This is a genomic window from Psychroserpens sp. Hel_I_66 (genome assembly GCF_000799465.1).
In the GTDB taxonomy this organism is placed as follows: domain Bacteria; phylum Bacteroidota; class Bacteroidia; order Flavobacteriales; family Flavobacteriaceae; genus Psychroserpens.
Window position 1 is genome coordinate 3500961 of record NZ_JUGU01000001.1, and the last position, 26785, is coordinate 3527745.

The following is a 26785-nucleotide window of genomic DNA, read 5'->3' on the forward strand; positions in this document are numbered from 1 at the left end:
AATATTTAATCCAAGTCATCGCTGCACTTCTCACAGACTCCCTTTGCCACAAGGTTGATATCTTCTGCCACATAGCCTTCGGGCAGGTTTATTGTCGGAATTTTATGCTCGGTCAGGCACACCGTTTCACCGCAACTATTGCAATGAAAGTGTAAGTGAAGGTCGTTGCCGACCTCACATTCACAATTTTCCTCACACAGGGCATATTTAACAATGCCGGTGCCATCCTCAATTTGGTGCACAATTCCTTTTTCCTCAAATGTTTTCATAGTACGGAAAAGTGTGCTCCTTTCTGAGCGTTCAAAATCCTTTTCGAGCTCGCCCAGGCTAATGGCCACGTTTAATTGCGCCAACCGTTTATAGGTCATCAAGCGCATTGCCGTAGGGCGGATGCCTTTGCTTTCTAAAAATTTTTCAACTTCTTGCATATTTATGTGATATTGTAGTTGATGTTTTTTGCTTTGTTAAATGCTTCCCAACCTTCTTTTGCAGCGTATGGAACGATGAGCAAGGCCGCTACAGGATCTGCCCACCACCACTCCAGCCAGTTGACCAATAGCAATCCTGTCAATACGACCACTGTCTGGTAAAGACAAATAAAGGTGTCTTTTGCATCAGCCAGTAGAGCTGGACTTTCCAGTTTTTTGCCATACTTTCTTTTAAAATATATCAAGATAGGATTGATAACGAGCGAGACCAATAATATGACCAGTCCCAAAGTGCTCCAGCTTGCGGTTTCTTTATTGATGAGCTTGGTAATGGAATCATAGGAAATGAAAATACAGATGAGCGTAAATGAAACTGCAATCACGTTCAAGGTAATTTTTTGTCTTCGTTTTACCTTTTCTTCATCGATGCCTTTGAGCTCGCCGTGCAGTCGCCATCCAAGTGTTGCAGCACTTATCACTTCTATCGTGCTATCCAGTGCCCAACCTACGAGTGCGGAACTATTTGCTGTTATTCCAGCAATAAGCGAGACGACCACCTCTATAACGTCATAAATGACGTTCCAAATTTGAAGTGTTCTGGCCTGTTTTAAATTGGTTTTTCTTGTTGTTTCCATATTTTTATGGCTCTATTATTTTGTATCTTTTTGCTATCTATTTAAGCCTAATTATTTTTCTTCAACGCATTAATTACGAAACAATTAAATTTTGAATTGTTTTAAGGATTCCTCTGTTTTTATCTGAAAAGCATCTTCAATCTCAGACAAATAAATGATGCCATCACCAGGATCTAGGGTTTTGCCATTTTTGAGAATGATGTCTATTGCAGATTGTGCTTCCTCGTTCTGGCAAACGAGTTCCAATTTTACCACAGGGCTGTTTGTTACGTGAAAATCGAGTGAAGGTTTAGCTCCTTTTGCCTTGAAAGCTCCAGTTCCTTCTGCTTGTGACAGGGTCATACTTTTAAATCCGTTATCAGTCAGAGCTTCTATAATTCTTTGTATCCTGTTCGGTTTTACAAATGCTTTTATTTCTTTCATAATTATTTATTTTTATCGATTTTGAACCGAGCCTGTTCTTTAATTTTAACTAACTAATTAAGACGATAAACAAACCCGGAATCAAAACCTTTGATTATTATTGAATTAATGTCCGTGTTCCAGTTCGCCCTTGACCATTTCCGAAGAAAGGGTGTAGGCTCCAACTGTGACAACCATAATATTTTTTGCCATTTCTGAAGGAATATTGATTTCCACAAAGCCAAGGTCATTGACACCTGTACTTACGGGGATTCTTCTAAATTTCACCGTGTTTTCTTCGGTTTTCTCATCCTCATCCACAATGAAAATATAGGATTGTTCGCCTTCCTTGACAATGGCTTCCTCTGGAACGGCATATCCTGATTTTTGTCCTTCCGCAATCCTGCCTTCAACATACATACCGGGAAGTAATTCGCCATTTTTATTATCTATATCAGCGTGCACGTGCAAGGCCTTAGGGTCTTCCTCAAAAGTTTTGCCGATGGAATGTACTTCTGCGGTCAACAATTCATCGGGTTTAGAAGCTACCGTAAAGATTATTTTCTGTCCTTCCTTTACCTTTGGAATATCCTTTTCGTACACTTTTAAGTCTAAATGAATTTTAGAATTATCGCTCACGGCGAACATCTTGGACTGTGGTGCCACATAGTCCCCAAGACTTACCATTACCTCGTCTACATAGCCCGATATTGGCGTAGTTATAGGTATTGCAGAGTAGATTTCTCCTTGCTCTACCTTGGATGCGTTAATTCCCAATAAACGTAGTTTTGACCTTAAACCGTTTACACTTGAGGTCGTGGAACGAAATTTTGATTGTGCCATCTGGAATTCCTTGCCTGAGGAAACACCTTTGTCGAACAATATTTTTTTTCGCTCAAAATCCTGCTTTAGGAATACGAGTTCGTCGTTTTTTTCCTGATATTCCTGCTGCATACTTATAATATCCGGATGTTCAAGATATGCAAGCACTTCACCCTTGCGCACTTTATCTCCTTCTATAACCTTGATGGACCTAACATTACCACCCATAAATGGACTAATATTGGCCTTGTCTTGAGGGAAAAGTTCGAGTCTTCCTGTAACCTTGATATTGTTACCGAGATTACGTTTTTCCAACAATTTGGTCTCAAGACCAACGGTTTCGATTTGGTCGTTGGTAAGCATTACCACACCTTCCTCGCCTTCTTCTTCATTATGACCGTCTTCTTCTTCATTATGTTCACCGTGTGCATCTCCTTCACCTTCCATTTTTTCGGTAGTTGTGTTTTCTTCGTTATGTCCCAATTCTGAATCGGGCTTGTCGTTGCAACCAACCATAAAGAAGGTCATTAATGCTACACTTACTATTGCTATATTTTTCATTTCTTATTCTTTTTTAGATTATAGGTTACCCAGTTGGTATTGCAACTCAATGAACTGCTGGTTATATTGATTTATAAACTGTATATGATTTTGTTTTATCCTGATGGCGCTGTTGAGTATCGTGATATAGTTCACATAATCAATTTCACCTTCCTTAGAAGCCAGTTCAGCCGTAGTAATTTGTTCCTCGGCCAAAAGCAATGCACCTTCCTGATAATAGTTAAGTGTTTTTTGGGTCTTTTCCAGCGATTTTATGAGCTGTGACACTCTACTTTCGGTCATTGCCTTTTGTTCGAGATATTGATTCTCGGCGACCAATGCATCTGCTTTAGCGGCCTTTACCCTTGATTTCTGCGGAAAGAACCAAAGCGGTATGCTAATACCAGCCTGATAGGTGTTGAAACCCGACACATCATCCACAATCTGCCTGCCGTAGGTCAAGTTGAACTTGGGTAGGAACTGTGCTTTTTCTACACCGATATTGGCTTTGCTTACTTCCGCATTTTGCATAGCATATTGAAGCAAAGGATTATTGGCTGCGGAAGCCGAATCCAAATTGGCCAAAAAATCCATCGGTTCATAGAGCTGACCAACCGTTTCTATTTCTTGGTCAATGCCCAAATACTGCTTCAATGCCCTTTTTGCAATTTCAATGTCATCATAGGCTTGCTGTCGTAAAACCTGAATCTGCTGATATTCGGAAGAGGCAGCAATAAATTCCAATTTGCCCGTTTCTCCTGTATCGTAACGCAATTCTGCAGCGGTCCTAAAGTTAGCATAAACACTGTCCAACTGTTCCGCAAAACGCAATTGCGCCTTGTTGTAATTGATGCGGTCATAAGCCTGCATCACATTGCGAATCAATTGCTGCTCGTTGACCGCGTAGAACGTTTCGCCCAGTTTTACACGTTCCTTATAGAACTTGGATTTTGAAAAACCTGAAAGTAAATCAATATTTCCTTGCTGTACACCTATGGTAGTTTGTACACCGGGAAGGTCATTGCCAAACTCTTCCTTTCCTGTAAATACCTGTGTATTTCCCAAATCGAAGCTGGTACCCTTCATCGCCTGTTCACGTTCAATAAAGGCTTGGCTCTCTTTAAGGGAAGGATAATTTTCCTTGGCCAGAGCGATGGCTTCTTGCAAAGTGAGCACTTGGCTCATCTGGCCGTCCTGCGCACTTGCGGAATTTGGGGTTAAGAAACCTCCTAAACTCAATAATACCACAACCACGGTTGCACTTTTCTTTACATAACTTGCGTCACCACCATTGTTTTTCTTTTCTTTTCGTGATTCCAGCCAATAATACAGGACAGGAACAATGACCAGTGTCAAGAAGGTAGCCGTTATAAGTCCACCGATTACTACTGTCGCCAAAGGACGTTGTACTTCCGCACCACCAGAGGTAGAAACCGCCATTGGTATAAAGCCCATAATGGCTGCGGTAGCCGTCAGTAAAATTGGGCGTAAACGCTCGTGTGTTGCCTCGTATATTCGTTTTTTTAAGTCTGTCATTCCACTTTCTTTTAGTTCATTGAATTTGTTTATCAGTACCAAACCGTTTAAAACCGCAACTCCAAAGAGCACGATAAAACCGACTCCCGCAGAAATACTAAAAGGCATTCCCCTTATCCAAAGGGCAAACACGCCACCAATGGCTGCCAAAGGCACTGCCATATAAATCATTAAGGACTGCGAGAACGAACTCAAGGCAAAGTAGAGCAATATGAATATTAGGAAAAGTGCAATAGGCACTACAATCATCAATCGGTCTGAAGCACGTTGAAGATTTTCAAACGAACCTCCGTAGGTTACAAAATAACCAGGTGGCAGTTTCACGTCCGTTTCCAATTTTTGCTGAATTTCCTCGACCATCGATTTTACATCGCGCCCACGAACATTGACCCCCACCGAAATACGACGAGAGGTATTGTCCCTTGAAATCTGCATTGGTCCGGGCTTATAGCTGATATCTGCAACCTCCTTTAAAGGCACTTGCGCTCCGTTTGGTAAATCGATATAAAGATTTTTAAGGCTGTTGATGTCTTGTCTAAATTCCTTTGCCAAACGAATGACCACATCGAACCGTTTTTCGCCCTCAAAAATGACACTTGCCTGTTCTCCAGCAAATGACGCACTCACATAATCGTTCAGCTTGTCAACGGTTACACCGTATTGTGCCATTTTTGCGCGGTTATACACCACTGTCATTTGTGGCAAACCACTTGTAGCCTCCACATTAAGGTCAGCAGCTCCAGGAACCGTTCTGATGACTGCTGCGATTTCCTGTACCTTGTCTGCCAACACGCCCAAATCTTCTCCGTACAGTTTGATTGCTACGTCCTCACGGACACCTGTAAGCAATTCATTAAAACGAAGTTCCACGGGTTGGGTAAACACGAAATTTACGCCGGGAACTACTGAAATTTTTTCTTGGATTTTTTCTATGAGTTCTTCCTTACTATCTGCAGAAGTCCATTTGCTCTTATCTTTTTCAAGAATAATGTAACTATCGGCAATGTCCATTGGCATTGGGTCTGTTGGTATTTCAGCAACACCAATCCTTGAAACTACCGTTTTTACTTCCGGAAATTCATTGATTAAATTTTGAAGTTTTTTTGAAGCCTCAATGGATTCGGTAAGACTGCTCCCCGGTTTTATCAAAGCCTGAAACGCAATATCGCCCTCATCAAATTTAGGTATGAATTCGCCACCCATATTGCTGAAAATAAACCCTGCAATTAGTAATAGAGCAACTGCGCCAATCACGACACCAGCTCGAAAGCGCAGTGCGAAATTGAGCAAAGGAAGGTAAGCTCGATTTAGGCCCGCCATTATTTTATCACTGAACCTATCTATCTTGTTTTCAAATTTTGCAAACCAACTATTCTGATTTTTAGTAGGTTTAAGGAACATTGCAGAAATCATTGGGACGTAAGTAAGACAAAGGATAATTGCTCCTAAAACGGCAAATCCAAAAGTAAATGCCATTGGACGGAACATTTTTCCTTCTACACCCGTCAAAAATAGAATTGGTGTAAATACAATAAGGATAATAAGTTGTCCGAAAAACGCCGAATTCATCATCGTACTGGCAGATTCATAAGCAATTTCGTCCATTTCAGCCTGCTCAATGACCTTTGTTGATTTTTTCATCCGTTGATGAATGTGAAACACCATTCCTTCTACAATGATTACTGCACCATCTACGATGATTCCAAAGTCGATTGCACCCAATGACATTAAGTTTGCCCATACACCGAATTGTTTCATCAAAATAAATGCGAAGAGCAATGATAAAGGAATAACCGAAGCTGTAATTAATCCGCCACGGAAACTTCCCAAAAGCAAGACCAAAACAAAAATCACAATGAGGGAACCTTCTATGAGGTTTTTTTCAACGGTGCTTGTGGTTCTTCCTATCAATTCACTTCGGCTTAAAAATGTATCTATGTAAACGCCTTCGGGTAGGGATTTTTGTATTTCTACAATGCGCTTCTCCACATTTTCGACTACGTTGCCTGGGCTTTCGCCTTTCAGCATTAAAATTTGTCCACCAACAGTTTCGTGTCCATCTTGGGTAAACGCACCATAACGCACCTGATTACCAAAGCCTACTTTTTCGGCGACATCCCGGATTAAAACAGGACTTCCATTTTGAGTCGTCACAACTGTGTTTTCCAAATCCTCGATACTTCGTGCCAAACCTTCTCCACGAATGAAATTTGCTTGGTGGTTTTTTTCAATATAAGCACCACCTGTATTGGCATTGTTTGCTTTAAGGGCTTCAAAGACCTGATTCATTGTAATACCGAAACTTTTCAGCTTATTAGGGTTTATGGCAACTTCATACTGCTTTACATAACCACCAAAAGCATTTACCTCGACGACTCCAGGTACTAATGCCATTTGACGTTTTACAATCCAATCCTGAATGGTACGAAGCTCCATAGCATCGTATTTATCTTCGTAGCCCTCTTTTAATTTTAAGGTGTATTGGTAGATTTCGCCAAGCCCTGTAGTTATTGGTGCCATAAATGGCGTGCCGAAGCCTTCGGGGATTTCTCCAGCAACTTCGGTTAATTTCTCTTGTACCAATTGCCGGGGAAGATAAGTGCCTGCCTCATCCTTAAAGACAATTGTAACTACGGACAACCCAAAACGGGATACTGAACGCAGTTCGATAACGTCAGGAAGATTGGCCATTGCCAATTCTACGGGATAGGTAACAAATTGCTCAATATCTTCTGTCCCCAAATTTGGGGCCACGGTTATTACCTGTACTTGATTGTTTGTTATGTCGGGTACAGAACCCAAGTTTATAGTGGCCATAGACCAAATGCCGGTACCAACCAATGTCACTATAAATAAGCCAATAATAAATTTATTATTAATGGAAAATGAAATGATTTTGTTAATCATAGAAAATGTATTAATTCAGTTTAAAACTTACGTTACGAATAAGTGCAACGCATTTATATAGCAATGCCTATCTTGAGAAGCATCACGTTAGGATATAGCTATCCTTAAAAAAACTGAATTATACTTGAGGGGGTTGGAAAAGGGATTCCAGATATCTGGAATTGAAGTTGACTGTATATAAATTAAACTGCTCTTTATCTTCAAACTTAAATCGATTGATAAGAGGTGTTGCGGTGTTTGCTATAAAAACTACAGGATGACAACATTGATGATGAGAATGGACAGGTACGTTATCCTTATCTGAATTATTATGATGCCCTTCGCTTTTTGCATCGTTTGCGATGTATTCTTCTACTATATATTCAAAGAAAGAGTCGCCATAAACTTTATGGTCTTGATAATGGGAAATTAAGTTTGAAATTTCTTTAATTGGTCCACATAAGTCCATATCTACGCTGATTCCTTGAAAAAAGAGTAAAATAGACATTGATATAGAAAAGAATATTTTCATAAAGTTTTACAAAGATACAAATTAATCGATGCACAGGTTGTGCAAAGATTGTTCTTCAGGATGTCAACTTAAAAGTTTACAACACTATCCAAAGCATCATCTGCTTCTTTATGGATAAAATTTGCCTGATAATTCAATGTAGTTTTTAAATCACTATGTCTATAAAGTTTTTGTAACATTAAAGGATGAATTGTATCGCCGGCAATATTGCCAAAAGTATGTCTGGCAATATGCATTGTAATCTTCTTGTCTATTTTAGCTTTTTTGGCGATGGATTTTAAGTTATCGTTGAATTTTTTAGTTGCAGTTTTTCTTTTATTATAGATATCTCTGGCATTATCAAGATTGGCTTTTTTCAATTCAGGAAAAACAAAATCAGTAGCATATCTTTTATCATCTCTGTAGAAATCTAAAATACTTAGAACCTTATCTGGAATTTTCAATGAGAGTAGTTTTGAGTTTTTATTCATTCTATAATGAAGCCTATTGTCGTATATGTCTGACCACTTTGTCCAGAGTACATCGGTGACCCGCATTCCTGCAAAATTGAAGCTGAATAGCCAAACATTTCTTGTATGAATTTCATTGTAAGTTAGATTATCTAAAGCTTCAATAGCTCTTACTTCAATAATATTCAACCCAATTTTTGTAGTTTCAGGAAACTTGATTTTAATTTTGTCACCACCAAAAGGATACAATTCCCTACTGACTATTTTTAGCTTTATAGCTCTGTTGAATAATAATCGGATTAGAACAAGAATATTCATTATTGATGTCTCTGAAAGGTTGTGATTAACTTTGAGGTATATCATCAGTTTTTTAAGAAATCGCTCATCAATTTCTTGAAATGAAAGCTGTTTAGACTTGTGATATTTTATTATATAACTAATCAATGCACTGTCAGTGGATAGACGGTTTAACTTTTCAGCAACTTCCAGTTCATCCAAATGCTCTTGCGCCAATTCAAAGAAAGTTGAAGAGTTCCCTGATGCATAAATTTCTTTTTTAATCTGGTTCGCTGAGGCATCTTTATACACGGACTGTAAATCAATAAGTGCCTTATTGGCATCAGAAAGTTGTTGTGATAGCAACTTGTTTAGGCTATCAGCATTTGGGTTTGATTTTTTTACTCGTATATTTTTCTCGTCCCATTCCTCTATATCAATATAATGACCAACATATTGATAGGTGGAACGACGGTTTTTTGTAATTCGAATAGCCAACGGATATTGCCCCTTGGTGTTCGGTTTTTTGCGTAGAACTATTTTTGCATTTGACGACATAATTGACCTGTTTTGAGTACGAAAGTCAAATCAGGTACAACATAGGTACAACATTGTGTTTTTTGCTCAATTTTTGCTGTACACTTTCTATAAAGATACGAATTTATTGGGCTTTTTAGGTACAACATAGGTACAACAAATGTTGAAATCAACTGATATTAAATGACTTTAAATAAAATTAAAAAACGATTAACTCATTGAAAATGAGTAGTTTTTGGGCTCTTTGGTGCAATATACGCTAGACTTAGGATCTAGTGCCGCAAGGTGTGAGAGTTCGAGTCTCTCCGCCTGTACAAAAGAGCCTTCAACCTTATTTGGTTGGAGGTTTTTTTTGTTTAGAAGAATTATATTTAAAAGTAAAAACGCACTACAGCATTTGTAGTCAAACCTAAAGAGAACCTTGAGAACTCATTGACTGTATCATCTTCATTGATTCTATAATAGTTATTAATGACATTTTCCCTATTTGATATATTCCAAATTGAAATTCCTATTTCCGACCTAAACATGTTACTTATTTTTAATTTATAAATCGCGGAAGCATCAATTCTTAAATAATCTGGTAACCTCTTGTTATTGGCTTTGTCAAAATTTACGTCATTATTTACTATTTCATTATCATTTATAGGAATAGAGGTTGGCTTCCCTATTCTATAATTTATTCCTGCTGATATGTTCCAAGATTCATCGCTAAATGTAGTTCCAAAAATCATAGAGTGTGTAATATCAAAATTACTGGGAAAATTTATGTCTTCAAGTTCGTCAAAAGTATAAGTATTGGTCATGTAAGAATAACTTAACCAGCTATTGAAATTATTATATTTCTTTCTACATAAAAGCTCAATACCGTAAGCGTCATAACTACCTTTTTCTTTTGCAAATTCATACTTAGTTGTGAAACTTTGGCTTTGTGTGGTTATGCCATTTACAGTTTTATAAAATCCTTTAGCGTCTAATAACCAACCATTACGTTTATACATTATGCCAAGTGAAGCTTGTTTGCTTTGAATAATAGGGATGGTATCATTGTCTGTTAATTGCCAACGTCTTTTCTCGATACCTAAAAAATCATTTTGGAAATTTACAATTTGAGATGTGCTTTGATGCTTATATTCCCCCTGTGCTTCAATTTCAATAAATTTTCCAATGGATTTTCTAATACTTAATCTAGGTTCAATAATCAATTTTTCAAATCTGTTAAGATAATTTGCTCTAACACCACCGCGTACAGAGAATTTATTATCAGGATTTAGATACCAAGCTTGAGCAAAAACCCCGTGTTCTCTCAATATTTCTTCATCACGTCTCACAAATCTCGGTAAATCAATATCGTTGAGATTTATAATTTCGGTTTCTGTAAATTGATAGCCAAAATTAAGACGCCATTGGTTTAAATTATATAGGTTATTTAATTGTAAACTTGTTTCAGAAACAACATTTTCTTGTAACTGGAGCTGGTTACTCAATACATCGGCATTTAAAGCTTCTAATTTATATTCGCTATCGTAAATGTTGATAGTTGAAGATAGTTTTTCGTTCCATTGTCTTTTATAATTTAGACCAACTGCGAGACTATTTTGTGATATACTACTACGCCTTGTTCTTAAAGTATTATTGAGATCAACAGTTTCGTTGAAGCCTAAATCATTATTTACTAGAATAAAATTTAATCGTATAATGTCTTTATCTGTTGGCTGATATAACCATCTTAACGAGGCGTCGTGAAAATTAAATTCTTGATTCGAATTGGTTACATTAAAAACATTGTTTTCAGCTTCCGTATCTTGAGTTACTCTATCAAAATATGTATCGTAAGTTGGGGTTTTAATTAAGTTATCTAAGGATTTTCTTGAAGCAATTTGAAGTGATGAATTTTTACCAATAGGGATATTAGAAAATAATTCAGCATTTAAAAAATTAACTCCAAAAATGCCATTAAATTTTGAATTGATTTGTTTTTCGGTCTGCATATGTATCGTTCCTGATATTCCATCGGTTAAAGACACATCTGTTCCATTATTGATTACACTGGCAGTTTGAGTCATTAATGGGTTAAAACTTGAGATAAGTCCAAAAAAGTGTCCTGTTTGGTACATTTTAATATCATCCCAAAGAATCAAGTTCTGATCGTGTGAACCACCTCTAATATTAATGTTTGAAACGGTCTCATCAACACTCAAAACACTTGGTAGCGCTTGAACTGTTTGAAGAACATCAGATTCAATAAGACCAGGCAATAAGCTAAACCGCTTATAATCTATAGAGGTCGTCCAATCGTTTCTTCTATCGATACCTCTTATGAGATAAGTTTCAATGAGTATAGGTGCGATTACCTCATGTTGTACTAACATTGTTATTATTTCACAGTTTTCTAAATTGAAAAACCTAGCTTGACGCTCAATAGTTTTAAAGCCAACATGTCTTAGAGTTAGTAGTTCATTTTGGGAATTTAATTCAATTTCAAAATATCCATTCTCATCAGTTACTGAGTAGGCGTATTTACTTGTAATAGTAGCGCCCATAAGTGAATTTTGTAATTCCGAACCTTTGACGTATCCACATAATTTTATGGTTTTTGAAATGGTATAAACTAAATTGCTCACCTTCTCGAAAACAAGATTGGTTTGTATTTCAAGTTTTTTGATCTTGGCAGATAAGGTTAAATCTTGAGATAAAGGAAATACGGTAACATCGCTTAATAGGCTGCTCTCGTAATTGAAAGTTATAGAATGCTTTTTTGTGATTTGTTCAAGAACTTCAAAAATTGGAACTTTCTGCCTTAAATTTTGACCTTGTACTATGAATAATGACGCGAAAAATAGTCCTAGAAATATGTAAATTTTATTTCTGTTCATTCCTTAGTATAATGACCTCGTTAGTATTTTGTAAATTATAGGTCAGATTAAGGGGTTTGGTGATTGATTTGAGTGCATTTTCAAGATTATTATGTTCAAAGGCACCTGTAAAATTTAAGTTTAATTGAGATGGGTAAAGCACTTTAATTTCGTATTGTTTTTCAAGTTCTTCAATTACATCTTTAAAAGAGGCATCTTTAAAAACACTCATATTTTTAAGCCAATAGGGTTCTACTATTGGAATATTTGATTTTAAAACTTTTCCTGATGATAAGATAAACTCCGTTCCAGCGGGAAGGTTAGTAATTTTATTATTGTAAATTACATTTACCAATCCTTCAAAACAAGCCACCTTAAAAGTGCTATCACGGGATAGTACATTAAATTCAGTACCTAAAACACTAATTTTTCCAAAATCTGTATTTACATCAAATCGTTTTCCTTTTTCCACATCAAAAAAGGCCTCGCCCTTTAGTTCTATAGATCTATTTTCGTCCCAACTGGAATTGTTATATTCTATTACTGATAATTCATTAAGTTTAACAATAGAGTTGTCTGGTAGCGTAATTGTTTTGCTTTGTGCTAAATCAGTTTTAAAGGAGACTATATTGTTTTTATTTATCAAAGTAAATAAGGCAAAGCCAATGACTAGAATAGCAGCTAAACTAGAAACAATCTTTATCCAATTAGTAGAAGTATTCTTTTTAGAATTCAATTTGTTTTCTAATGCTTCAAAGGAATCAACTTTTGCATTTGTATTACCGTTGAAACGTTGCGCTTCTAAAATGATTTCTTTGTACAATTTAGAGTCTTCCAATTCATTGAAAGCTTTTGATTCTGTTTTGGACAGATCATTATTTAACCATTTTTTTAATAGGTATTCTTTATCCATAACATGCTGTTATATACTTAAAACAACTTAAATAATAATTGTCCCAAGTCTTTTTCAATTTAGTTCTTCAAGCTTTTCTTTGAGTTTATTGAACGCTCCGTAAATTCTATGCTCTGCCATTTTTTTTGTAATACCCAAAATTTCAGCAACCTCCTTATGTGTTTTGCCATCTACCTTATTAAGTAGAAATGCCACGCGTTCTTCTTCTTTTAATTGGGATAAAACACGCTCAAATCTTTCAAGAAATTCTTTTTTACGTAATATAAATTCAGGGGATTCGTTGGTATAATCCTTTGGCTTTACTTGTTGATATTTTAAAACGACATTTTGATGCTTAACTTCATTGAGCATAATATTATTTGCTGTAGTATAAAGATAGGACTTAGCAGTTTCAGGTTTTATTTTAGCGCAATTTTCCCATAGTTTGATAAATGCCTCCTGTACCTTATCTGATGGATTTAAAAGTTCACCATATTTATAAAAAAGAATATTACCCAACGATTGTGCATACTTCTCATAAAGTCTTGAGAAGCGAATCTTGTCACAAATATCTTGGTGCAATGATTTTTGCAAAGTTTGAGGTTTTATAATTTCAGAAAAGAAAGATAAATAAAAAAAAATCTATTTTTTCTTGGGACAATTATTTAATTAGTTGTTTTAATAATAAAGGGACGATTTAAAAGACAATCAACCAATAAACTTAAAGATGTATAAAATAAACCATTTAGTTATGAAAGCTTTAAAACCAATATTATTTCTGATTTTTGTTGCTGTACTCACCTTAACATCTTGTAGAACCGAAGACGATTTAGCGATTGACCCTCCCGAAGAACAAACAATTGAAGCCAACTCTGCCATTGCTACCCTTATTAGTAATGTAGCAATCAATGATGGTTCATTTGATAACATTATAGACAGCGCAAATTGTATTAGCGTGCAACTGCCAGTTACAGTTACGGTAAATGGCATTGAAATCATTGTAAACGATGATGATGGATATGAAGACATTGAGGATATCATAGATTTGTTTGATGACGACATGGATTCTGTTGTCATTTCATATCCAATCACGGTAGTGCTTGGCGATTTTTCAACAGTTATTGTCAATTCCGATGTAGAACTAGCAGCCCTTGCAGCAAATTGTGTTGATGAAAATGGGGATGATGACGATATAGAATGTATTGATTTTCAATATCCAATTACAGCCTCAGTTTTTGATGACAATAATGACTTAATTAATTCTATAACTATCAATAGTGATAATGATATGTATGATTTTATTGATGATTTAGATGAGTTTGCAGCGGTTACCATAAACTTTCCAATTAATGTGATCTTTGCTGATGGAACAACACAAACAGTAAATACAATACAAGAGTTGGAAAATGCTATTGAAATGGCAGATGATAGTTGTGATGAAGATGATGATAATGACTTTGATGATGATGATTGTGATGACTGTTCAGCTAATGATCTTGATGCCATTTTTTCAGATTGCTCTGAGTGGAGAGTGGATAAATTAGAGCGCAGTGACGATGACCTTGAAGATAATTATGTGGGCTATGTTTTTGAGTTCAATAGTGATGCAACAATTTTGGTGACTCAAGGAGCAAACATTTTTAATGGTACTTGGGAAGCATCTGGGACAGGAAATAATATTTCAGTAGTTATTAATGTTACAGGATTGCCAGATTTTAATGACACATGGAATTTGCATGAGATAGAGCAAGAAGATGATGAAGTAAAAGTTGATTTAAGAATAGGAGATGATAGGTTACGTTTTGAGAGTGATTGTTCATCAATAGAAAGTGTTGATGATACTGCTCTAGTTAATGCATTAACAGATGGAGATTGGTATGTCACTTATTTTTTTGATGATACAGACGAAACTACAGACTTTGCGGATTATGTTTTCAATTTCACGTCAGACAATACTGCAACTGCAACAGAAATGAGTGAAACGATTAGTGGTTCATGGTCAACAACATCAGGAGACGATACAGAACTAGGTTTAAATTTAAACTTCGGAACAGGTGTCCCACTTGATGAATTGGCTGATGACTGGGATGTACTAGAGGTAACAAATGACATTATTAGATTAAAGGATATTAGTGTTGGAGATGGTTCTGTAGATTTTTTGACTTTTGAAAGAACACCTTTTGATGGTGGCAGCGGAAGCGAAGACTTGGTAAGTATTCTAGCGGATGGCTTATGGATAGTTGCGTCTTACACCGAAGATACAGATGACCAAACCTCCAACTATATAGGTTATGAGCTGAATTTTAATTTGAGCGGAACCGTTTCTGCTTCAAATGGTTCTAATTCTAATAACGGTACATGGGCTATATTAAGTTCAGGTAATCAAATGGCTTTAGATTTCGGTTCAGATATGCCTTTTCAAGAATTTAACGATGATGATTGGGATGTGATTTCAATCTCTACTACCCAAGTAACTATTCAAGACGTGAGTGGAGGTGATGGTGAAACCGACACTCTAATATTTCAAAAACTTTAATATATTATTTTAATTTAAAAACAGTAATTATGAAAAAAGGATTTTATTTCAGTCTATTAACAATGTTAAGCTTATCTCTAATGTCATCTACATGTTCTAGCGATGACGATGGTGGAGGTCCAATTGATAACAGTGAGCAAATTTCACAAATTGAAAATACTGCTGAATCTGGCTCATGGCGAATTACAAATTTTAATGACTCGGGTCAAAACGAAACCTCTAACTATAATGGTTATGATTTTAGTTTCAATTCTGATGGTTTTCTTGTAGCAACAAATGGCTCGAGCACAATCACAGGAACTTGGTCTGTTACCGATGATAGTAATAGTAGTGACGACAGTATTGATGATGATGACGATATTGATTTCAACATATTCTTTGCAGTAACAGAGACTAATGACTTTGAAGACCTCAATGATGATTGGGATATAGTTTCTACATCCTCTACTAGAATAGAACTAATTGATATTAGTGGTGGCAATGGAGACACAGATATGCTTACATTTGATAAAAATTAAATGAGTACAATTATTTAATAAAATTATCCCTCTGCCCCAAAATTTTTAATAACTAGCAAACCAACCATGATTTTCATGGTTGGTTTTTTTACAGATAGGAATATTTTTTAAAATTGGAGCAGTTAAAAGAACAATCAAAATTATCAATAACTCAATTAATCTTTAAATCTCCTGCCACTCTGGAGAAAAAATAAGTAAATCTCCAACTTTTATTTTTTCAATGGCAAGTGTAGTATGAAAGCATTTAGTGTCTTTTTTTCTGTAGAATAGCTATTTGATTTTTTCTATTATCAAAAAAAATTTTTAGTTTGGGAAAACCTGTTAAAGAAGTATTTTTGGATTAAAATCAAAATATCTTAATTGGTCAACAAAATAGTATTTTCATATTTCAATTATAGATATTTAAGAATTCAATAATTTTTTTACCCCAAAACTTATAATAACAAAAAATAGGTTTTAATTTTTTTTATTTTATATTTGTGTAATCGATTACAATTAAAATATACTTATGGCAAATTACGAGACTAGATACGCATCTAACCCAGAATCTGTAAAAAAATATAACACTCAAGAACTAAGAGACGAATTCCACATTTCCAAACTTATGAAAAAGGACGAAATATATTGGGTGTACTCTCATTACGATAGATTTATGGTTTCAGGAGTTGTTCCTATTCAAAAATCAGTTTCTTTAGAAACTATAGATCCTTTAAAAGCAAATTATTTTCTTGAGAGACGAGAATTGGGAATTATCAATGTAGGAGGTAAAGGTAAGGTGTCAGTTGATGGCAAAACTTATGAGCTAGAACACAAAGAGGCACTTTATATTGGACAAGGAAACAAGGAAGTTGTTTTTTCAAGTGAGTCGTCTAGCAAACCAGCGCAATTTTATTTAAATTCAACACCAGCGCACAAGTCATTTCCAAATAAAAAAATTGGAACTGATGATGTAGAAGTGATTGAATTAGGCTCTGCTGAAACTGCAAATGCAAGAACATTAAGAAAATATATAGTGAACAGTGTGGTTGATGTTTGCCAATTGCAAATGGGAATGACAACAATCAAACCTGGAAGTAGTTGGAACACAATGCCAGCACACGTGCATGACAGGCGAATGGAAGTCTACTTCTATTTTGAAGTACTAGAGGATCAAGCAGTGTGTCACTTTATGGGCCAACCCCAAGAAACAAGACATATCTGGATGGCAAATAACGAAGCAGTAATTTCTCCACCTTGGTCAATTCATTCGGGTTCAGGAACCTCAAATTACTCTTTCATTTGGGGAATGGCAGGTGAGAACTTGGATTATGGTGATATGGATGTTTGTAAAATCAACGAATTAAGATAAGCCCTAATGGAGTTATTCAATTTAAAACATAAAAGAGCACTAATTACGGGAGGAACCCATGGTCTTGGTATGGCAATGGCAGAAGGTCTAGCAAAAGCAGGAGCTGAGTTGATAATTACAAGTACCACTCCTTCAAAATTAGAAGACGCCTTAGCGTATTATAAAAAACAAGGTTATAAAGCTTCAGGTTATATTTTTGATGTTACCGATGAGGTTTCAGCAAAAAAAAATACAGATTTAATTTCTTCGGAAATTGGAGAGATTCACATTCTGGTAAATAATGCAGGAATTATAAAACGGGATCCTGCCATTTCAATGCCAGTAAGTGATTTTAGACGTGTTATAGATGTAGATTTGGTAGGTCCTTTTATTATGGCTCAATTGGTTGCAAAGCAAATGATCGAACGCAAAGAGGGCAAAATAATCAACATCTGTTCTATGATGAGCGAATTAGGCAGGAATACGGTCACTGCTTATGCAGCTGCAAAAGGAGGTCTTAAAATGTTAACACAAAATTTAGCGACAGAGTGGGCTAAACACAACATTCAAGTCAACGGGATTGGACCAGGATACTTTGCAACAAGCCAAACCGAACCTATTCGTGTAGATGGGCATCCATTTAACGAATTTATCATAAACAGAACACCTGCAGCACGTTGGGGAAATCCAGAAGATTTACAAGGTGCAGCAGTATTTTTAGCTTCCAAAGCTAGCGATTTTGTTAACGGACAAGTAATTTATGTAGATGGCGGTATTTTAGCTACCATCGGTAAGCCTTCCAACGAAGACTAATGAGTCCAAACTAACCAAAAAGTAATGAGCAAAACATTTATCAACGATAACTTTCTACTAGAAAATAAATATGCTGAAGAGTTATACCATAACTACGCCAAGCACCAACCTATTATAGATTACCATAATCATTTACCGCCTCAAGAGATTTTAGATGATAAACGTTACGGAAACTTAACTAAAGTTTGGATTAATGGCGACCATTACAAATGGAGAGCTATGCGTACTTTGGGTATCAACGAAAAGTATATTACAGGTGACGCCTCAGACAAGGACAAGTTTATGCAATGGGCAAAAACAGTTCCTTATACCATGCGTAACCCATTGTATCATTGGACACACTTGGAGTTAACACGATATTTTGGTGTTACAGATTTACTAAATGAGAAATCTGCGGAAAAGATCTACGAAGCAACCTCAGAAAAGTTAAGCAGATCAAACTATAGTTGCAGAAACTTACTACGTAAAGTAAATGCAGAAGTAGTTTGTACTACTGAAGATCCTATCGATACTTTAGAACATCACCAAAAATTAGCAAAAAGTGATTTTGAAGTAAAAGTAAGTACCGCATTTAGACCAGATAAAGCTATTTTAATAGCAAATGAAACATACAATGATTATATCAATAGCTTAGGAAAAGCAGCAAATATCAATATTGAAACGTATCAAAATTTGAAGGATGCCTTAAAAAGTAGAATCGATTATTTTCATCAAAATGGCTGCAGACTTTGTGATCATGGATTAAATCAAATTTCATTCGTGGCATTTACTGAAAGTGAAGTTGATAAGATTTTTGAAAAGAAGATTAAGGGTGATCAACTCACAAAAGAGGACGTTTTAAAATTTGAAACTGCAATCCTTTTATTCCTAGCGGAAAAATATCACGAGTTAGGTTGGGTACAACAATTTCATTTAGGAGCATTAAGAAATAACAATCATAGAATGCACAGCATTTTAGGTCCAGATACAGGTTGGGATTCCATTGGAGATTACCAGCAAGCAGAAAAATTATCTGCATTTTTAAATGCTCTAGATAGTAAAGATAAATTAACAAAAACCATTATTTACAATTTAAACCCATCAGATAATGAAGTGATGGCAACCATGATTGGAAATTTTAATGATGGTAGCGTTAAAGGAAAAGTCCAATTTGGATCTGGATGGTGGTTCTTAGATCAAAAAGATGGGATGACCAAACAATTAAACGCCTTATCAAATATGGGCTTAATAAGCTGTTTTATTGGGATGTTGACGGACTCACGAAGTTTTCTTTCATTTCCAAGACATGAATATTTTAGAAGACTATTATGTAACCTATTAGGAGATGAAATCAAAAGGGGAGAATTACCAAAAGAAGAAATAGAGTGGATTGGTAAAATGGTTTCAGATATTAGTTATTTCAATGCAAAAGAATATTTTAATTTTTAAATTAAAGATTTATGATGGAAAGCACTGTATTCTTTGAAACAAATAGGCAGGAATGGGAGAACGTTGAAGATAAAATCAAAAGGCAAATTGTAGGATATGATGATACGATGATGATGGTAAATGTACGCTTCGAGAAGGGAGGGATTGGTCAATTACACCATCACGTTCATACACAAAGTACATTTATTTCCGAAGGTAAGTTTGAAGTGACTATTGGCGTAAATAAAAAAATCTTAAAAAAGGGAGATTCCTTTTTTGTTCCATCAAACACACCACACGGTGTAATTTGTATTGACGAAGGCATGTTGGTTGACGTTTTTACGCCTATGCGTGAAGATTTTGTAGACAAAAACTAGTCCTCATAAAATGAGATTAACAATTAGCCACTACGAGTAAAATGGTTTTAGATATTAGTTATTTCAATGCAAAAGAATATTTTAATTTTTAAATAATTTTCAAACCCAGTTTAAAATGATCTTAATACAGAAATTATTACGTTACGTCTCTATAGTTGTTTTAGTCTGTAGTTGTGATCATGTAAGCGATACCAGAACTATTAAGCTTGCACATAGCTTAGATGTCAATCACTCAGTGCATAAAGCAATGGTTAAAATGGGTGAGGATTTAATTGAGATTTCCGGAGGAAAAATGCAATTGGAAATTTATCCAAGTCAGCAATTAGGTACAGAACGAGAATGTATCGAGCTGCTGCAAATTGGTAGCCTGGACATGACTAAAGTTTCGGTTGGTGTCATGGAGAACTTTGCACCTCGCATGAAGGTCTTTGGCCTACCTTATTTATTTAGGGATCGAGCGCATTCCTTTTCAGTTTTAGATGGACCAATTGGTCAAGAATTACTAGATGAGGGTACGCAATATTGGATTAAAGGATTAGGATATTATGATGCAGGAAGCAGAAGCTTTTACACAAAAGACAAACCTATTAATACTCCAGAAGATTTACAGGGATTGAAGATTAGAGTCATGGAGAGTGTCACTGCTATGGATATGGTGAAGAGTCTGGGTGGCTCTCCAACGCCAATTTCTTGGGGAGAATTATACACCTCATTACAGCAAGGTGTTGTGGATGGCGCAGAAAATAATCCACCTAGTTTTTTCTTGTCAAGACATTACGAAGTTTGCAAATACTACTCTTTAGATGAGCACACGGTTTTACCAGATGTTCTAATTATAGGGACCCATATTTGGGACCGACTGTCTGAACAGGAAAAAATTTGGCTTCAACAAGCTGTGGATCAATCTGTAATATACCAGCGTGAACTTTGGGCAGATGCCGAAAAAGAAGCTCTAGACGAAGTTCAAAAAGCAGGAGTAACAGTCGTGAGACCAGATAAAAAGGCGTTTTCAGATGATGTGGAAGGAGTTTACGATGCCTACGGAAAAGATAAAGACATGCTTAATTTGATAGAGCGCATTAAAAAAACGAACTAAAATGGCATTAAGACAAAAAATAGATAAAACATTAGGTAATATTCTTATTATCATAATGGGAGTAATGGTCATAAATGTGATTTGGCAGGTATTTACAAGATTTGTAGTTGGTACACCAAGTTCATTTACAGATGAATTGGCACGTTATTTAATGATTTGGTTAGGAATTCTCGGTGCAGCTTATGTGTCAGGACGAAATATGCATGTAGCCATTGATGTGTTGCCACAAAGAGCATCAACAAAAACACAACGAAAATTAAAACTTACGGTTTATGTGCTTATTATTCTATTTGCCTTTTTTGCAATGGTTTTAGGAGGAAGTCGATTGGTTTATATTACGTATGTTTTAGATCAGCAATCTCCAGCACTACAGTTGCCCTTGGCATTTGTGTATTTAGCAATCCCCTTGAGTGGCATCCTAATTATGTATTACAAAATTTCAGACATCATTAATACCAAATAACATGGATTATATACCAATTTTAGTTTTAGTCGTTAGTTTTATCGGCTTATTATCTATAGGAACTCCAGTTGCTTGGAGCATTTCCATTTCATCTGTATTAACGATGTTAGTAAGTATTCCCGCTTTTCCAGCATTTACTACAGTGTCTCAAAGAATGGGAACTGGTTTAGATAGTTTCGCATTATTGGCCATACCGTTTTTTATTCTCTCTGGACAACTCATGAATAAAGGAGGAATTGCACATAGACTCATCGCATTCGCTAAAACATTGGTGGGCTCGTTGCCTGGAGGATTGGCATTGATTAATGTTATTGGTGCTATGTTAATGGGAGCAATTGCAGGATCTGCAATGGCTTCAGCTTCTGCGATGGGAAGTATTCTTGGTCCAGAAATGGAAAAGGAAGGCTATTCTAAAGAGTTTGGCGCTGCTGTAAATATTACTTCGGCAACAACAGGTTTGATTATTCCGCCAAGTAATGTTTTGATTGTGTATTCTTTGGCGAGTGGAGGCGTTTCAATTGCAGCCTTGTTTTTGGCTGGCTATATTCCGGGAATTTTAACCGGACTATTTTTAATGGTAGTAGCTTCATTTTGGGCAAAAAAGAAAAAGTATAAACTAGGAGATAGAAGTTCACTAAAAGAAGTATTTAAGACATTTGTTGATGCTGTACCAAGTTTATTTCTATTGGTCATAGTCATTGGCGGAATCGTGACCGGGATTTTCACAGCAACTGAAGCTTCTGCAATAGCAGTACTGTATACGCTCATTTTAGGATTTGTGTATAAAGAAATTAATATGAAATCACTTCCAGAAATCCTATTGGATTCTTCATGTACAACTGCAGTTGTAATGCTTTTAATTGGTGCTTCCATGAGTATGTCTTGGGTGATGTCTTATGAAAATATACCACAGGATATTAGTTCTTCATTATTAGCAATTAGTGATAACAAGATTATTATTCTTTTAATTATCAACCTTATACTGTTATTTGTAGGGATCTTTATGGATATGACGCCAGCAGTCCTCATTTTTACACCTATATTTTTACCTGTAGTTGTTGGTCTGGGGATGGATCCTGTACACTTTGGAATTATTATGGTACTTAACTTATGTATAGGGCTCTGTACGCCACCTGTCGGCTCAGTCCTCTTTGTTGGTGTTGGTGTCGCCCAAACCACCATTCAAAAGGTTATGAAGCCATTGCTGCCTTTATTTCTGGCAATGGTAGTCGCCTTGTTTTTAGTAACTTATTTTCCTCAATTAACCCTTTGGTTACCAAGTTTGTTCAACTTATAAATTAGAATCACATGTCAATAACTAAACATAAACAATTAAATAGAGCCAATATTGGGCTAGAAAAAAAACTTCCAATTAAAGTCGTTCAGTTTGGAGAAGGAAATTTCTTGAGAGCTTTCGTAGAATACGCTATACAGCAATTAAATAATTCAGCTGGATTTAATGCAGGTGTAGCAGTTGTTCAGCCGATTGAAAGAGGGATGGTGGATATGCTTAATGATCAGGATGGATTATACACCCTATTCTTAAAAGGGATTCAAAGGGGCGAGGAAATTCAGAAGAAAGAATTAATAACCAATATTGTAAAAGGGATCAACCCTTATATAGATTTTGACCAATATTTAAACTTAGCAAAAGAGGAAGAGCTAGAATTTATAATTTCAAATACAACTGAAGCTGGAATTACGTACGTAGAAAGTGACACGATGGAGATGCAACCACCAAGTTCTTTTCCAGCAAAGTTAACAGTCTTGTTGAACGAAAGATTTAATTTTTTTAATGGAGCTTCAGATAAAGGTTTGACCATTATTCCATGCGAATTAATCAATAACAATTCTGAACAATTAAAAGAGATTATTTTAAAATATGCCAACGACTGGAAATTGGGCAAAGACTTCGTAAACTGGATCAATAACGATTGCTCTTTCCACAGCACGCTGGTTGATAGAATCGTGCCTGGTTATCCAAAAGACGACATTCAAGCTTATAATAATCAACTGGATTATGAAGATAATTTAATTGTTGCTGCTGAAGTTTTTTTACTTTGGGTCATTGAAGGTGGCGATGCATTAAAGAAAAAATTACCATTTCATAAAACCGATCTAGATGTTAAGATTGTAAAAGATATGCAACCTTATCGTACAAGAAAAGTGAGGATTTTAAATGGAGCACACACCTCGATGGTGCCATTTTCTTTACTCTACGGAAATGAAACTGTAAAAGAAACGGTAGATAATGAGTTTACTGGAAATTTCGTGAACAAAGCAATATTTGACGAAATTAACGACGTGCTTCCGATGGATAGAAGTGAATTGAATAGTTTTGCTGAAGCAGTTTTAGATCGTTTTAGAAACCCATTCATCAAACATAAACTGGCAGACATTGCATTAAACTCAATTTCAAAATTTAAGGTGCGCGTCTTACCAAGTTTATTGGAGTTTCAATCTAAAAACGGAAAGTTACCAACTAACCTAACCTTTGCATTAGCCTGTTTAATTCGGTTTTACAAAGGGACTTGGCAAGGAAAGGGTTTGCCAATAAAAGATAGTGAGGATGTTGTTTTAGCATTTCAGAATATATGGAAAGCAAACACATCAAAAGAAGTAGCAATTTCCAGCTTACAGCAAACGGATTTTTGGGATGAAGATCTCACAAAAATTCCAGACTTAACAGAAGCGATTACATTAGCTTTAAATGAAATTGAAGCCAACGGAATAGAAAATGGCTTAGCTAATTTTAGCAAGACCTATTAAATTATACAATACAGCATCATTATGCAGAAGAGATTAATAAAAGTTCACCCGTCAGACAACGTAGCAGTTGCTCTTGTCAATTTAAAATCGGGTGATGTTATTTCATTTGAAAATCAAGATATACATGTCGTTTCAGATGTCAAGGCAAAACACAAAATTGCACTAGAGACTTTTCAAAAAGGAGCCTCAATAATGATGTATGGTGTGTTGGTTGGTAAGGCGAATTCAGTTATTGAAAAGGGAGATGTTTTAACTATTGAAAATGTAAAACACCAAAGTGCAAAAGTAAGTCACAAAACAGATACTATTGGTTGGACAAAACCTAATGTAGAAAGATGGAAGGATAAAACGTTTATGGGTTATCATAGAGAAGATGGACAAGTAGGTACTGCAAATACGTGGTTGTTTTTTCCTTTGGTGTTTTGTGAAAATAAAAACATAGAAAAACTAAGAGATATTTTTGAGAGAGAGTTACTAACAAAAAAGGTAAACTCACATCAAATGCTATTGCGATCTTTGATAAATGATAATGACAATACTGAAGAAGAACAACTAGAAACTACCAAGGTTTTTGAAAATATTGATGTAAAATTCATCACACATCCAGGAGGCTGTGGCGGTATTCGTCAAGATTCTGAAAGTTTAGCAAGATTATTGGCAGGTTACGTAAAAAATCCAAACGTGGCTGGCGCAACAGTTTTGAGTTTAGGCTGTCAAAATTTGCAAATAGATATCTTTAACAAGGCATTAGAGGCTATAAGTCCAGATAATAAAAAACCTGTGTTGATGTATGAGCAGCAACAAATGGGAACAGTGGATGAAATGCTATCAGCTATTATCAAAAGTTCGTATGTAGCCATTAAAGAAGCTAATAAAATAGAGAGAACACCAGCACCTTTATCTAAATTAAAAGTAGGTTTAGAATGTGGAGGATCTGATGGTTTTTCTGGTATTTCTGCAAATCCAACATTAGGTTATACCTCAGATATGTTAGTGGCTTTAGGCGGAACAGCAATTTTAGCTGAATTTCCAGAATTGTGTGGCGTTGAGCAGGAATTGGTAAATCGTTGCGAAACAGAAAGTGCTGCAAATAGATTTTTAGATTTGATGCAAGCTTTTGAGAAATCTGTTGTAGATGCAGGTTCTGGTTTTGATATGAATCCATCTCCAGGGAACATTAAAGATGGATTAATAACAGATGCCATGAAATCTGCAGGAGCAGCTAAAAAAGGCGGGACATCTCCAGTGGTAGATGTTTTAGATTATGGTGAGTATGTCACTAAGCCTGGTTTAAATCTTTTATGCACTCCAGGAAATGATGTAGAAAGTACAACAGCTATGGTAGGTTCTGGAGCAAATATTGTGCTATTTACAACAGGTTTGGGAACTCCAACGGGAAATCCTATTACTCCTGTAATTAAAGTGTCTTCAAATTCTGAATTAGCTCAAAAAATGAGTGATATTATTGATGTAGATACAGGACCAGTTATAAAAGGGGAGAAGTCAATTGAAGAAATGGCTGAAACAATGTTGAGTTATATTGTTGAAGTTGCAAGCGGACGAACTGAATCTAAAGCAAGCCTGTTGAATCAAAATGATTTTATTCCGTGGAAAAGAGGAGTGTCACTTTAATAAAGTTAAGAATATTAATGACTTTGTTTCAATGAAGATTTACGAATGATCAATTCGGGTTGTAATACTATTTGTTGTTGTTCCTTTGTCTTAACATCAGCATCTACTTCTTCCAAAAAGAGCTTTGCAGCTCTCCTTCCCATTTCTATTGGTGATTGATCTACAGAGGTTATAGATAGTTCCATAAAACGAGTAAAAGGTTCATTACTAAATCCAATAACGCTAATATCTTCTGGGATTCTGAGGCCACTTTCTTTAATTTCCTCAATAGCTCCCAAAGCTGTAAAATCACTAGATGAGAAAATGGCATCTGGAGGTATTGCCATATTCAACAATTGCTTGGTTACTTTTCTACCTTCATCAACTTTACTAAAAGTTTCAATAACCAAACTTTCATCAAATTCCAGACCGTGATCTATAATGGCTTGTTTGTAACCTAAATATCGATTTTTAAATATCTCTAGAGAACGATCGTTTGATAAATGGGCAATTCTTTTGCAACCTTGTTCTATTAAATGTTTTGTAGCTATATAAGACCCACTAAAATCATCAATGGTTACTGAGCTAACGCCAGAAATGTCTTTTTTTCTATCAAAGAATATTAAAGGAACTTGCTTTTGGGCAATATTATTAAATATTTTGTTTTTAGTTTTAGAATTGGAGATAGACATTAAAATCCCATCAACCTGTGCATTTAATAACGAATTGATATTACCTGTTTCTAATTTTTCTTGATCATGGGTTTGGCAAATTATAACGTGATACCCTTTAGGGTACAATTCCTCTTCAATACCTCTAATAACTGAAGCGAAGAAGTTACTATCTATTCTAGGTACTATCACACCAACATTATAACTTTTGCCACTTTTAAGTGCTCTGGCTAAGGTGTTTTGTTCATAGTTCATTTCAGTAGCAGTATCCTGAACTAATTTTCTCGTTTTTTCACTAATTTTAATATTATTATTAAGAGCCCTAGATACCGTTGCTGCTGTTAATTCTAACTTTTTAGCAATATCATAAATAGTTACTTTTTTCTTCATAATTTTGATTAACGATA

General features: G+C 35.6%; 22 protein-coding genes. 11 read left to right on the top strand and 11 right to left on the bottom strand.

Features of this window, described 5'->3' with window-relative positions:
• Window positions 1-5 precede the first annotated feature (5 nt).
• The 10 genes from GQ40_RS15620 to GQ40_RS15665 all read right to left on the bottom strand — a co-directional run bounded on the left by GQ40_RS15620 (window position 6) and on the right by GQ40_RS15665 (window position 13384).
• On the bottom strand, window positions 6-428 hold the full coding sequence (locus GQ40_RS15620) for a Fur family transcriptional regulator (protein ID WP_047550510.1): 423 nt from the start codon (window positions 426-428) through the stop codon (window positions 6-8).
• Between the two features lie 2 nt (window positions 429-430).
• Window positions 431-1063, bottom strand: coding sequence for a cation diffusion facilitator family transporter (locus tag GQ40_RS15625; RefSeq protein WP_047550513.1), 633 nt, complete (start codon window positions 1061-1063; stop codon window positions 431-433).
• A gap of 84 nt (window positions 1064-1147) precedes the next feature.
• Complete coding sequence (locus tag GQ40_RS15630) at window positions 1148-1486, bottom strand: P-II family nitrogen regulator (RefSeq protein ID WP_047550516.1); 339 nt, start codon at window positions 1484-1486, stop codon at window positions 1148-1150.
• Between the two features lie 105 nt (window positions 1487-1591).
• On the bottom strand, window positions 1592-2848 hold the full coding sequence (locus GQ40_RS15635) for an efflux RND transporter periplasmic adaptor subunit (protein ID WP_047550518.1): 1257 nt from the start codon (window positions 2846-2848) through the stop codon (window positions 1592-1594).
• An 18-nt stretch (window positions 2849-2866) separates the two neighbouring features.
• Window positions 2867-7270, bottom strand: coding sequence for a CusA/CzcA family heavy metal efflux RND transporter (locus tag GQ40_RS15640; RefSeq protein WP_047550522.1), 4404 nt, complete (start codon window positions 7268-7270; stop codon window positions 2867-2869).
• 118 nt (window positions 7271-7388) lie between these two features.
• Window positions 7389-7718, bottom strand: coding sequence for a hypothetical protein (locus tag GQ40_RS15645; RefSeq protein WP_231565588.1), 330 nt, complete (start codon window positions 7716-7718; stop codon window positions 7389-7391).
• 131 nt (window positions 7719-7849) lie between these two features.
• Entirely contained in the window at window positions 7850-9064 is a 1215-nt protein-coding gene (locus GQ40_RS15650; protein WP_047550528.1) for a site-specific integrase, read from the bottom strand.
• Between the two features lie 350 nt (window positions 9065-9414).
• The gene (locus tag GQ40_RS15655; protein ID WP_047550531.1) at window positions 9415-11919 is read right to left on the bottom strand and encodes a TonB-dependent receptor; all 2505 of its coding nucleotides are present in this window, start codon (window positions 11917-11919) and stop codon (window positions 9415-9417) included.
• Window positions 11906-12811: a FecR family protein gene (locus GQ40_RS15660; RefSeq protein WP_047550533.1), complete on the bottom strand. Its 906-nt coding sequence runs from the start codon at window positions 12809-12811 to the stop codon at window positions 11906-11908. The genes GQ40_RS15655 and GQ40_RS15660 overlap by 14 nt, the downstream gene beginning before the upstream one ends.
• A gap of 54 nt (window positions 12812-12865) precedes the next feature.
• Window positions 12866-13384 carry an RNA polymerase sigma factor gene (locus GQ40_RS15665; protein ID WP_047550536.1) on the bottom strand — a complete coding sequence of 173 codons (519 nt, stop codon included), beginning with the start codon at window positions 13382-13384 and terminating at the stop codon, window positions 12866-12868.
• Between the two features lie 157 nt (window positions 13385-13541).
• On the opposite strand from GQ40_RS15665, the gene GQ40_RS17775 reads away from it, so the two are divergent.
• From GQ40_RS17775 to GQ40_RS15720, 11 genes are all read left to right on the top strand, one after another.
• Window positions 13542-15326: a hypothetical protein gene (locus GQ40_RS17775; protein ID WP_197052689.1), complete on the top strand. Its 1785-nt coding sequence runs from the start codon at window positions 13542-13544 to the stop codon at window positions 15324-15326.
• Between the two features lie 29 nt (window positions 15327-15355).
• On the top strand, window positions 15356-15844 hold the full coding sequence (locus GQ40_RS15675) for a hypothetical protein (protein ID WP_047550539.1): 489 nt from the start codon (window positions 15356-15358) through the stop codon (window positions 15842-15844).
• A 508-nt stretch (window positions 15845-16352) separates the two neighbouring features.
• Window positions 16353-17192: a 5-dehydro-4-deoxy-D-glucuronate isomerase gene (gene kduI, locus GQ40_RS15680; protein WP_047550542.1), complete on the top strand. Its 840-nt coding sequence runs from the start codon at window positions 16353-16355 to the stop codon at window positions 17190-17192.
• A gap of 6 nt (window positions 17193-17198) precedes the next feature.
• Window positions 17199-17984 (top strand): gluconate 5-dehydrogenase, encoded by a 786-nt coding sequence (locus GQ40_RS15685; protein WP_047550544.1) that lies wholly within the window; start codon window positions 17199-17201, stop codon window positions 17982-17984.
• Between the two features lie 24 nt (window positions 17985-18008).
• A complete protein-coding gene (uxaC, locus tag GQ40_RS15690; RefSeq protein WP_047550547.1) occupies window positions 18009-19412 on the top strand; it encodes a glucuronate isomerase in 1404 nt (467 codons plus the stop codon).
• Window positions 19413-19423: 11 nt separating this feature from the next.
• The gene (locus GQ40_RS15695) at window positions 19424-19768 is read left to right on the top strand and encodes a cupin domain-containing protein (RefSeq protein ID WP_156115603.1); all 345 of its coding nucleotides are present in this window, start codon (window positions 19424-19426) and stop codon (window positions 19766-19768) included.
• A 115-nt stretch (window positions 19769-19883) separates the two neighbouring features.
• On the top strand, window positions 19884-20864 hold the full coding sequence (locus GQ40_RS15700; RefSeq protein WP_047550553.1) for a TRAP transporter substrate-binding protein: 981 nt from the start codon (window positions 19884-19886) through the stop codon (window positions 20862-20864).
• 1 nt (window position 20865) lies between these two features.
• A complete protein-coding gene (locus GQ40_RS15705) occupies window positions 20866-21327 on the top strand; it encodes a TRAP transporter small permease (protein ID WP_047550557.1) in 462 nt (153 codons plus the stop codon).
• Window position 21328: 1 nt separating this feature from the next.
• On the top strand, window positions 21329-22624 hold the full coding sequence (locus GQ40_RS15710) for a TRAP transporter large permease (RefSeq protein ID WP_047550559.1): 1296 nt from the start codon (window positions 21329-21331) through the stop codon (window positions 22622-22624).
• Window positions 22625-22635: 11 nt separating this feature from the next.
• Window positions 22636-24096 carry a tagaturonate reductase gene (locus tag GQ40_RS15715; RefSeq protein WP_047550562.1) on the top strand — a complete coding sequence of 487 codons (1461 nt, stop codon included), beginning with the start codon at window positions 22636-22638 and terminating at the stop codon, window positions 24094-24096.
• A gap of 21 nt (window positions 24097-24117) precedes the next feature.
• Entirely contained in the window at window positions 24118-25728 is a 1611-nt protein-coding gene (locus tag GQ40_RS15720) for a UxaA family hydrolase (RefSeq protein WP_047550565.1), read from the top strand.
• A gap of 14 nt (window positions 25729-25742) precedes the next feature.
• Here the strand turns inward: GQ40_RS15720 and GQ40_RS15725 are convergent, their stop codons facing one another.
• Window positions 25743-26768: a LacI family DNA-binding transcriptional regulator gene (locus GQ40_RS15725; protein WP_047550568.1), complete on the bottom strand. Its 1026-nt coding sequence runs from the start codon at window positions 26766-26768 to the stop codon at window positions 25743-25745.
• Window positions 26769-26785: the final 17 nt, after the last annotated feature.